The sequence below is a fragment of the Rhizobacter sp. P1_G5 genome (genome assembly GCF_056405435.1).
In genome coordinates this window covers 1-9,484 of record NZ_JBFUCB010000200.1, presented here as the reverse complement: position 1 = coordinate 9,484, position 9,484 = coordinate 1, and the positions used below count along the sequence as shown (strand labels likewise).

The following is a 9,484-nucleotide window of genomic DNA, read 5'->3' as shown; positions in this document are numbered from 1 at the left end:
GGCCGGTGCTGCCGCCGCCGGCACCGCGCCCTGCGGGGCCGTCATGCGCGCCGCGGCGCGTGCCACCACATCGGCCTTCGCCGCCTCCTGCCAGGCCTTCTCGACCCACGCGAGGATCGGCTTCCATTGCGCCAGGTCGGCCTCCACCTTGGCGGGCGGCAGGTCGAACAGCGTCGCGCCCTGCTCGACGCAGCGCACGTAGGCCTGCGTCTCGCGCAACGCGCCGAGGTACGGGAAATTCGCCTGCGCCGCCCACTCCACCATCTGCTCGGCGGCCTTGGTGCGCGCATCGAGCCGCATGCCGACCATCGCGACCTTGCAGCGGCCGCTGGCCACGCGCGGCAGCGTGTGCAGTTCGTCGTAGCAGGCGGCCGCGGATTCGCGGTCGAACAGCGAATGGCACACCGGCATCACGATCATGTCGGCGTACATCACGACACGGGCCAGCTCGCTGTCGCGCAGGCCGCCGGGGGTGTCGATCACGACGTGGCTGATGCCGGCGGGCGGGCGCAGCACGCTGCGCGGGTCGACGGCCCATCCGACCACCGGCGCGCCCTGCGCCACCGGCTGCTCGGCGCGGCGCTTCAGCCACGCGAGCGACGACTGCTGCCGGTCGACGTCGCCGAGCATCACCTTCAGCCCCTGGCGGGCGCAATAGCCGGCAAGGTGGGTTGCCAGTGTGCTCTTGCCACTGCCTCCCTTGCGATTGATGACGGCTACCACACGCATGGACGATGAAACCCGGGATCCTGCCAGAACGGCACCCGATTACATCACCGAAGCGCTCGCGGCGGGCTCCGTACAAGCCACCTTTCACCGGCTTCACGTTTGGATACCGGCGGCGTTGCGGCCGCGCTGAATTCAGTGGACGGCGGTGCGGACCAGCGCCTCCCCATCCGGCAGGAAGGCATGCAGCTGCGTCGCCGGCAACTCGAAGCTGACGGTGTCGCCGAGCTTCAGTGACTCGTCAGTCACCTTCGCCAGCAGTGGCGGTTCGGCGTCATGCCAGGTGACATAGGCGTAGCTGAACTCGCCCAGGTGCTCCAGGTGGGTGATCTGGCCGCGGCCCTCCCCCTGGCCGAGCTGCACGTGCTCCGGGCGCACGCCCAGCGTCAGGTCGCTGCCGGCGGTGACCCGCGCCGCATCGACCGCGGCGCCGCCGGCCAGCCCGTTCGGCAGCCGCCAGGCGAGCCGGGCGGCGTCGCCCGAGACCGCCACCGCCGGCAGGAAGTTCATCGACGGCGAGCCGATGAAGCCGGCGACGAAGCGGTTCTGCGGCCGGTGGTACAGGTCGAGCGGGCGGCCGATCTGCGCGACGCTCAACAGGCCCTTGGCTGCCGCATCGGGGCGCAGCAGCACGATCTTGTCGGCCAGCGTCATCGCCTCGACCTGGTCGTGCGTCACGTAGACCATGCTGACGTTGCCCAGCTTGCGGTGCAGCCGCGCGATCTCGACGCGGGTGTTGATGCGCAGCGCCGCGTCGAGGTTGGACAGCGGCTCGTCGAACAGGAACACCTTCGGCTGGCGCACGATCGCGCGGCCGATCGCCACCCGCTGGCGCTGGCCGCCGGACAGCTGCCGCGGCTTGCGCTCGAGCAGCGGCTCGAGCTTCAGCATCGCGGCCGCCTCGGCGACGCGGCGCTGGATCTCGGCCTCGGGCATCTTGTGGTGGCGCAGCCCGAAGGCCATGTTCTCGTGCACCGACATGTGCGGGTACAGCGCATAGCTCTGGAACACCATCGCGACATTGCGCTGCGCCGGCGGCAGCTCGTTGACGACGCGGCCGTCGATCACGATCTCGCCGCCGCTCACGTCGTCGAGCCCGGCGATCAGCCGCAGCAGCGTCGACTTGCCGCAGCCCGACGGGCCGATGAAGACGCAGAACTCGCCGGGGGCGATGGTCAGGTCGACATCGTTGAGGATCGCGACGTTGGCGAAGCTCTTGCGGACCTTGCGGAGTTGGATCTGGGACATCAGCGTTTCCTTTGCGGCACGGTGCCGTCTGCGAACACTCCACGTCCGTTCAGCCTGAGGTATCGAAGGCCCACGCGATGCGCACGCCAGACACGGCTTCGATACCTCAGCCCGAACGGGCTGCACTTGATCAGCGGCGTGCGAATACCGCCTCCTGCGGCTCCAGCACGATCTCGGCGCCCTCGATGCGGCCGCCGAAGCCGTGTCCGTCGACCGCCGCCCACGCGCCGGGCAGTCCATGCGCCAGGCGTGCCGGCCGGTCCGACAGGTTGAAGGCGCACAGCAGCTGCCCGGCTCCGTCGCCGCGCGTGAACGCGACCACCTGGTCGTGCGCCGGCAGCAGCGCCATCGCGCCCTGGCGCAGCGCCGGCTGCGCCGCGCGCCAGTTCAGGAACGTGCGGTAGCGGTTCAGCACCGACACCGGCTGCGGCGCCTGCGCATCGACCGCGCGCCGGCGCTGGCCGTCCGGCACCGGCAGCCACGGCGCGCCGGTCGTGAAGCCGGCATTCGGCGCCGCGGCCGACCACGGCATCGGCGTGCGGCAGCCGTCGCGGCCGACGAACTCGGGCCACATCTCCTTGCCGTACGGGTCCTGGATCTGCTCGAACGGGATCACCGCCTCGGCCAGCCCCAGCTCCTCGCCCTGGTACAGGCAGATCGAGCCGCGCAGCGAGCCGAGCAGCCCGACCAGCAGCGGCGCGACACGCTCGGCCGGGCCGAGACCGGCCCAGCGCGTGACGACGCGCACCACGTCGTGGTTGTTCAGCGCCCAGCACACCCAGGCGTCGCCGGCCTCGGCCAGCATCTCGGCCAGCACCGCATGCACGTAGCGCGGCTCGTGGCGTTCGGTCATCAGGTTGAAGGTGTAGGCCATGTGCAGCCGCGCACCGGTGGTGTAGGCGCGCAGCGTGGCGTACTCGTTGTCGTCGCCGATCTCGCCGATGGTGGTGATGCCCGGGTAGCGGTCGCACAGCGCGCGAAAGCGCTGCAGGAAGGCGAGGTTCTCCGGCTGCGTCTTGTCGTACAGGTGGCTCTGCCGGGCGTACGGATTGGCACGCGGCACGCCGACCGCGAACCGGCCCGCCGGCTGCGGCGGGTTGGAGCGCAGCTGCCGGTCGTGGAAGTAGAAGTTCACGGTGTCGAGCCGGAAGCCGTCGACGCCGCGCTCGAGCCAGAACTGTGCGGCGCCGAGCACCGCGTCCTGCACCTGCGGGTGGTGGAAGTTCAGGTCCGGCTGCGAGGCCAGGAAGTTGTGCATGAAGTACTGCTGGCGCCTGGTCTCCCACTGCCAGGCGCTGCCGCCGAACAGCGACAGCCAGTTGTTGGGCGGCGAGCCGTCGGGCTGCGGATCGACCCACACGTACCAGTCGGCCTTCGGGTTGTCGCGGCTCGCGCGGCTCTCGACGAACCACGGGTGGTCCTTCGAGGTGTGGCTGATCACGAGGTCGATCAGCACCTTGATCTTCAGCGCGTGGGCACGTGCCACCAGCGCATCGAAATCGGCCAGCGTGCCGAACATCGGGTCGACGTCGCAGTAGTCGGTGACGTCGTAGCCGAAGTCGCGCATCGGCGAGCGGAAGAACGGCGAGATCCAGATCGCGTCGGCGCCGAGCGAGGCGATGTGGTCGAGCCGCTGCGTGATGCCGGCGAGGTCGCCGACGCCGTCGCCGTTGCTGTCCTGGAAGCTGCGCGGGTAGACCTGGTAGATGCAGGCGCCGGCCCACCAGTCGGTTGGAGTTGTCATGGTCGTGTCGTTCAAGAAGGGGAGTCAACCTTTGACGGAACCAGCGGTCAGGCCGGCCACGATCTGCCGTTGAAAATAGACCACCAGCCCGATCAGTGGCAAGGTGACGATCACCGAGGCGGCCATGATCGCGCCCCACGGGGCCTCGTAGCCGCTGCCGGCGCTGACGAGCGCGATCGCGACCGGCACGGTGCGCTGTTCGGTGCTGATCGTGAAGGTCAGCGCGAACAGGAACTCGTTCCATGCGGCGATGAAGGCGAGCAGCCCGGTAGCCACCATGGCCGGCCAGAGCAGCGGCATGAAGATGCGGAAGATCAGCGTGAAGACGCCGAGGCCGTCCATCATCGCGGCCTCTTCGATCTCTTTCGGCAGCTGGCGCATGAAGGTGACGAGCACCCACACGGTGAACGGCAGCGTGATGACCAGGTCGGCGAGCAGCAAGGCGCCCAGCGAGTCGTACAGGCCGAGGGCCTGCACCAGCTCGAACATGCCGGACAGCACCGCGACCTGCGGGAACATCGAGGCCGACAGCACGGTCAGCATCAGCGTGCCGCGGCCGCGGAAGCTGACGCGCGACAGCGCCCACGCGGCCGGCAGGCTGAGCGCGAGCGACAGCGCGACGACGCCGCCGGCGACGAAGGCCGAGTTCAGCAGGTTGCGGGCGAACGGCTGGTCGCGGAACAGGCTGGCGTAGTTGACGAGGGTGGCGTGTGCCGGCCACAGCTCGGGCGAGAACAGCGCGGTGCCCTGCTTCAGCGAGGTGGAGACCGCGTACAGCAGCGGGAACAGCGAGACGAACAGCAGCAGCGCGGCGGATGCGTAGTACAGCGCCGACATCGCCGGCGTGCGCTTGTGGATGCTGGGGCCGTTCATGACGAAGCCTCCTCGACGCGCCGGCGCGTGGCGCCGAGGTACACGATGGTGACGAGCGCGATCATGAAGAACAGCACGGTGGCCGAGGCCGAGCCGAAGCCGACCTGCTGGAAGTCGATGAGCTGTTCGCGCACGTAGATCGACATGCTCTTGGTGGCGCGGCTGTTGGAGGTCATCACGTAGATGACGTCGAAGACGCGCAGCGCATCGAGGGTGCGGAACACGACGGCGACGGCGACGCCGGGCACGATCAGCGGCAGCGTGATGCGGGTGAAGACGCGCCAGGTCGGCACGCCGTCGACCTTGGCGGCCTCGTAGCAGTCGAGCGGCACCATCTGCAGCGCGGCGAGGATCAGCAAGGCCATGAAGGGCGTGGTCTTCCAGACGTCGACCATCACGACGGTGAAGAGCGAGAGCGTGGGGTCGGCGGTCCAGGCGAGCGGTGCCGCGATGAGCCCGAACGCGAGCAGGTAGTGGTTCACGACGCCGAACTGGTCGTGCAGCATCCAGCTCCAGATGCGCGCCGACACCACGGTGGGAATGGCCCACGGCACGAGCATCGCGGCGCGCAGCAGCGTGCGCAGGCGCGACGGCTGGTTGATGACCAGGGCGACGCCGAGGCCGAGCGCGGTCTCGAGCGTGACCGACAGCAGCGCGAACGCACCGGTGACGAGCACCGCGCGCCACCAGTCGGGATCGCGCAGCACGCCGTACTCACCGGTGTAGTTCTCGAGGCCGATGAACTTCCATTCGTCGAGGTGGGCGAGCGACGCATCGGTCAGGCTGAACCACAACGTGCGTGCGAGCGGCCAGCCGGCGACGGCCAGCAGCACGACCAGCATCGGGGTGAGCATCCACCAGGCCCACTTCACTCTCTGCCTTGTCAGCCCGGACATATCGGTTGCTCCTTGTTCGCTCTGTTGCTTCTTGCACGGCGCGGCGGGTGGCGGGATGCGGTGGGGGCTCGGCTGGGGCGGTCGGCCCTGGCGGGCCGACTGCACGRAGAAGCTCGGCTTCGGGGKTGCATCGGCAAACTCCCGCCACTCACTTCGTTCGTTGTGGTCAAACACAGCCGATGAGTCAGTCTACGAAGCGCGCTGGCGCGCGCCACCCCCGAARCCGATCTTCTCCGTCGCCCCAGAAGTCGCCCCCACCGCATCCCGCCACCCGCCGCGCAGAACCACCTGCTCTGTTTGGGGGAAAAGACTGGTCAGGGGATTGAGCGTGCGAACGTTCGCGCGCTTCGTCTGTCTGATCAGTCTTTTCCCCACCCAAAGCACTGCGGTGTCGGCAAAGGCGCGGGTGGGGAGGCTGTGGAGCGYCAATARGGACGGGGCGCCGGAGCTGGCTGGTTTCATGGCCCGCGYGCGCCAGCRCGCTTCGTGCACTGACTGTCGCCCACTGTTTGACCACAACGAACGAAGTGAGTGGMGGGAGTTTGGGCGACGGGCCATGAAACCAGTCAGCGCAGGGGAGTCATTGCCCCCCAAGGGGCAATGACCGCACCGGCCGGCGAGCCACAGCCTCCCCACCCGCGTCTTTGCCTGCGCCTCAATTCCAACGACCCCCGCGGCCAATCTGGTTCAGGCGCTGATCGAGCTTGGCAACGGCCTCTTCGGGCTTGGCGCTGCGCGACAGCACCTCGTGCGCCGCATTCCAGAACTCGTTGCTGACCTGGTTGTAGCGCGAGGCCGTCACGGTGGCAGGCCGCGGCACCGCGCTGGCGAACGTGCCGGCCAGCTGGCTCATGAACGGGTTCGCGGCCACCACGTCCTTGTCCTGGTAGAGCGTCGAGACCGTCGGGTTGAACGAGCCCTTCAGGGCCCGCTCCTTCTGCACTTCGGCACTGGTCATGTACATCACCAGGTCGGCCGCCAGCGCCGCGTTCTTCGAGTACTTCGACACCGCGAGCTGCTGCCCGCCCAGCGCCGCCGCGTTCGAGCCCGCATCGCCGCCCTTCGGCAACACCGCCACGCCCACCTTGTTCTTGATCGGGCTGTCGTCGCGCTGCGCCAGCGACCAGGCGTACGGCCAGTTGCGCATGAAGACCGCGTTGCCGGCCTGGAACACGCCGCGCGATTCCTCCTCGGCATAGTTCAGCACGGCCGTCGGCGAGATCGTGCCGACCCACGAGGCCGCCATCGCCAGCGCCTTCGAGGTCGCCGGGTTCTTCACCGACACCTTGCCCGCCGCGTCGACGATGGTGCCGCCGCCATAGCTCGACACCCACTCCAGCGCATTGCAGGTCAGCCCCTCATACGCCCGGCCCTGCCACACGTAGCCCCACATCTTGTCGTTGCCCGCGGCACGCTCGGCCGACTGGATCTTCTGCGCGGTGTCGGTCAGCTGCTCCCACGTGACCGGCACCTTCAGGCCGTGCTTCTCGAGCAGGTCCTTGCGGTAGTACAGCAGCCCCGCATCGATGAACCACGGCATCGCGACCAGCTTGCCCTGCACGCTGCCGTTCGCCACCATCGACGGGAAGTGCGTCTTCTCGACACCCTTGCTGTACGGCTTCAGGTCCAGGAAGTGCGAGCCGAGGATGCCCGGCCACACCACGTCGACCTGGAACACGTCGATCTTGTCCGACTGCGAACCCAGCACCTGCTGGTACAGCGCCAGCCGCTCGCTGGCATCGTTCGGCGTGGACACCACCTCGACGGCGTTGCCCGACTTCTTCGCCCAGGCCTCGGCCGCGCTCTTGCACAGCTCGAGCTCCTGGCCGACCGCCCCGCACGAGATCTTCAGCGTCGCGGCTTGCGCGGTCGCCGTCGCGATCAACGAAAAGCCGGCCGCAGCCAGCGCCAGGATCAGGCGTCTTTGCATCATCGTTCGTCTCCATCCGTTGTGGTCCGGGCCGGATCGAGTCCGGCTCCTGGTGCGGCATTACAGCGGCCACCCGCCCGGCCAGGATGTCGACTGTGAGCGACACCCCTGCCGGTTTTGTCATCTTTGAAACATGGCTACAGTGCGCGCATGAAGTTGCACGACGCCTTCGGTCCCGACGACCTGTCGGTGATGATCTCCGAGCTGCTGGTGGCCACCGCCGACGGCACCGACCCCGGCATCGACCAGTCCGTCACCGAGGTGCTGCGTACGCTGCGCGACCGCCTGAAGATGGACGTGGTGTTCGTCTCCGAATTCGTCGACGGCCAGCGCGTGTTCCGCTTCGTCGACGGCGACAACCCGCCGATGGGCCCCGGCGACGGCAACCCGATCGAGGAGAGCTGGTGCAAGCAGGTGGTCGACGGACGCATGCCGGAGCTGGTGCCCGATGCGGCCGCCATCGCGAAGGACATCGGGCTGCCGCGCACCGACATCACCGTCGGCGCCCACCTCAGCACGCCGATCGTCATGCCCGACGGCAGCGTCTACGGCACGCTGTGCTGCTACAGCGCCGCCCCGAACCCCGCCCTGCGCAAGCGCGACCTCGACAACCTGCGCAACTGCGCCATCCTCGTCGCCCGCAAGCTCACCGCGGCCAGGAAGGCGAACCAACGGGGCGCCGAGGTCGACTTGYCGCTGGAGCCGATCAGCGAAGAGCGCTGGAAGCTGAAGTGAGTCCGGGGTTCCGCGTACGGCAGCAATCCACGCATCCCCCGAACGAAGGTGTCACGCCGTGCGCACGGCCGGCCGCCACTGGCTACCATGGCTCCCACGCGTTCGCCCGTGCGGATGCATGAACGCTTGAGGCCACCCCGTGTTTGAAACCATCCTCGCCGGCACCGTGCTCCTGGTCTGCGCCATCCTGCTGGTGCGCCTGACGCTCAGCGTGCGCCGACGAATGCAGTTCGATTTCATGATGCAGCGCTGGTGGGCCACGCTGGCCGGCAGCTGGCTGCGGCTGTGGCGCTGGCCGGGCGCGCGCCGCCAAGCCAGCCGCGAGACGCGCGACGCGATCGAGCGCGCCCGCGGCGGCGAATGGGACGGCAACGTGTACCGCCCGAAATCCTTCCGCAAGCCCCGCAAACCGCACTGATGTTCATGACCGACACCATTTCCGACACCCCGTCAGCCCCGCCTCCCCGCATCGCCCTGATCGCCCACGACCACAAGAAGGACACGATGGTCGAGCTGGCCCGTGAGTACCTGGGCTTCCTGCAGGGCTGCACGCTGGTCGCGACCGGCACCACCGGCGGCCGCCTGCACGACCAGCTCGGGCTGACCGTGCAGCGCATGCTCAGCGGCCCGCTCGGCGGCGACCTGCAGATCGGCGCGAAGCTCGCGCAGGGCGAGATCGACCTGGTGGTGTTCCTGCGCGACCCGATGACGCCGCAGCCCCACGAACCCGACATCAATGCGCTGGTGCGGGCCTGCGACGTGCACGACGTGCCCTGCGCCACCAACCTGTCGACGGCACGCCTGGTGCTGGCCCGCTTGTCGGAAAGGCGCTGATCCTGCCGGGCACGTCGATTGCTCCCTTCCTGACGGGCCCGTGCCCGCAGGAGTGTTTCGATGAACCAGCTCTCAGAGCGCCCCGACGCCCGACGCCGCCGTGTCGAAGGCCCGTCGCGGGATCCGCGTGACCACGCCGGCCTGGAACGCCCGGCCGCCCATCCGAAAGGGACTGAACCCTCTCAGGCCGCCCGGACCAGCCGCACCCGCGTGATCTCGGACGGCGCCCCCAGCCGCTTCGGCGGCCCCCAGTAACCCGTTCCCCGGCTCACGTAGACCCACAGCGCGCCCAGTCGGTGCAGCCCGGCCACGAACGGCTGCTGCAGCGGCACGAACAGGTTCCACGGCAGGAACTGCCCGCCGTGCGTGTGGCCTGACAACTGCAGGTCGAAGCCCGCCTCGGCCGCCGCCGGCGCGCTGCGCGGCTGGTGGGCCAGCAGCACCTTCGCATGCGCTTCGTCCGATGCGCCGTGCATCGCCCGTGCCGGATCGCTGCGC

The 9,484-nt window shown here is 69.0% G+C and carries 10 protein-coding genes; 3 read left to right on the top strand and 7 right to left on the bottom strand.

The annotated features are described in order from the left end of the window. The 6 genes from AC1D12_RS15480 to AC1D12_RS15455 all read right to left on the bottom strand — a co-directional run. A partial coding sequence (locus AC1D12_RS15480) for a division plane positioning ATPase MipZ (RefSeq protein ID WP_477841339.1) occupies positions 1–729 on the bottom strand: 729 nt, incomplete at its 3' end. 132 nt (positions 730–861) lie between these two features. Next, positions 862–1,974 (bottom strand): ABC transporter ATP-binding protein, encoded by a 1,113-nt coding sequence (locus tag AC1D12_RS15475; RefSeq protein WP_047500447.1) that lies wholly within the window; start codon positions 1,972–1,974, stop codon positions 862–864. A 130-nt stretch (positions 1,975–2,104) separates the two neighbouring features. Then, positions 2,105–3,718 (bottom strand): alpha-glucosidase, encoded by a 1,614-nt coding sequence (locus AC1D12_RS15470; protein WP_477841337.1) that lies wholly within the window; start codon positions 3,716–3,718, stop codon positions 2,105–2,107. A 24-nt stretch (positions 3,719–3,742) separates the two neighbouring features. After that, positions 3,743–4,591, bottom strand: a complete 849-nt coding sequence (locus AC1D12_RS15465) for a carbohydrate ABC transporter permease (RefSeq protein ID WP_465111030.1) — start codon at positions 4,589–4,591, stop codon at positions 3,743–3,745. Next, complete coding sequence (locus tag AC1D12_RS15460; protein WP_477841335.1) at positions 4,588–5,445, bottom strand: carbohydrate ABC transporter permease; 858 nt, start codon at positions 5,443–5,445, stop codon at positions 4,588–4,590. The genes AC1D12_RS15465 and AC1D12_RS15460 overlap by 4 nt, the downstream gene beginning before the upstream one ends. A gap of 697 nt (positions 5,446–6,142) precedes the next feature. Beyond that, on the bottom strand, positions 6,143–7,420 hold the full coding sequence (locus AC1D12_RS15455; protein WP_465111028.1) for an ABC transporter substrate-binding protein: 1,278 nt from the start codon (positions 7,418–7,420) through the stop codon (positions 6,143–6,145). Positions 7,421–7,567: 147 nt separating this feature from the next. On the opposite strand from AC1D12_RS15455, the gene AC1D12_RS15450 reads away from it, so the two are divergent. The 3 genes from AC1D12_RS15450 to AC1D12_RS15440 all read left to right on the top strand — a co-directional run bounded on the left by AC1D12_RS15450 (position 7,568) and on the right by AC1D12_RS15440 (position 8,986). Continuing rightward, a complete protein-coding gene (locus AC1D12_RS15450; RefSeq protein ID WP_477841333.1) occupies positions 7,568–8,152 on the top strand; it encodes a GAF domain-containing protein in 585 nt (194 codons plus the stop codon). Positions 8,153–8,291: 139 nt separating this feature from the next. Continuing rightward, positions 8,292–8,570, top strand: a complete 279-nt coding sequence (locus tag AC1D12_RS15445) for a hypothetical protein (RefSeq protein WP_477841331.1) — start codon at positions 8,292–8,294, stop codon at positions 8,568–8,570. Between the two features lie 5 nt (positions 8,571–8,575). Continuing rightward, positions 8,576–8,986 (top strand): methylglyoxal synthase, encoded by a 411-nt coding sequence (locus tag AC1D12_RS15440; RefSeq protein WP_465111025.1) that lies wholly within the window; start codon positions 8,576–8,578, stop codon positions 8,984–8,986. 182 nt (positions 8,987–9,168) lie between these two features. On the opposite strand, the gene AC1D12_RS15435 is transcribed toward AC1D12_RS15440, so the two are convergent. Beyond that, a partial coding sequence (locus AC1D12_RS15435; protein ID WP_477841329.1) for a metallophosphoesterase occupies positions 9,169–9,484 on the bottom strand: 316 nt, incomplete at its 5' end.

What these genes read in the sequence shown, in the direction of transcription:
- AC1D12_RS15475 (WP_047500447.1), bottom strand. Translation starts at nt 1,974, where the DNA reads ATGTCCCAGATCCAACTCCGCAAGGTCCGCAAGAGCTTCGCCAACGTC.
- AC1D12_RS15470 (WP_477841337.1), bottom strand. Translation starts at nt 3,718, where the DNA reads ATGACAACTCCAACCGACTGGTGGGCCGGCGCCTGCATCTACCAGGTC.
- AC1D12_RS15465 (WP_465111030.1), bottom strand. Translation starts at nt 4,591, where the DNA reads ATGAACGGCCCCAGCATCCACAAGCGCACGCCGGCGATGTCGGCGCTG.
- AC1D12_RS15460 (WP_477841335.1), bottom strand. Translation starts at nt 5,445, where the DNA reads ATGCTCACCCCGATGCTGGTCGTGCTGCTGGCCGTCGCCGGCTGGCCG.
- AC1D12_RS15455 (WP_465111028.1), bottom strand. Translation starts at nt 7,420, where the DNA reads ATGATGCAAAGACGCCTGATCCTGGCGCTGGCTGCGGCCGGCTTTTCG.
- AC1D12_RS15440 (WP_465111025.1), top strand. Translation starts at nt 8,576, where the DNA reads ATGACCGACACCATTTCCGACACCCCGTCAGCCCCGCCTCCCCGCATC.